Origin of the sequence: Curtobacterium sp. MCBA15_013 (assembly GCF_001865095.1) — a bacterium.
GTDB lineage: Bacteria > Actinomycetota > Actinomycetes > Actinomycetales > Microbacteriaceae > Curtobacterium.
Genome location: NZ_MJGQ01000047.1, coordinates 1 through 295 on the forward strand (window position 1 = coordinate 1; position 295 = coordinate 295).

1 protein-coding gene is annotated in these 295 nt (G+C 69.8%); it reads left to right on the forward strand.

Annotation, left to right across the window (positions count from 1 at the left end; all coding sequences use genetic code 11):
- Positions 1–295: flavin reductase family protein (locus tag BIV01_RS16755; RefSeq protein WP_139199497.1), on the forward strand; the 295-nt coding region annotated here is incomplete at both ends.

Consider the following 295-nt stretch of genomic DNA (forward strand, 5'->3'; position numbering starts at 1 on the left):
GTCCTTCACCGTCGGCGTCTCGCAGGACCCACCGCTCGTGATGTTCGCCGTGCAGCACTCGTCGTCCACGTGGCCGGCGCTCGCCGGAGCGGAGTCCATCGGCGTCTCGGTGCTCGGCGAACGGCACGAGAACGTCACGCGGCAGCTCGCCTCGCGCGACAAGTCCGTGCGCTTCGTCGGCGTGGACACGACGGTGTCCGACACGGGCGCGGTGTTCCTCGAGGGGGCACCGATCTGGATGGAGTGCTCGGTGGAGCACACGTACCCGGCGGGCGACCACGACATCGTCGTGCTC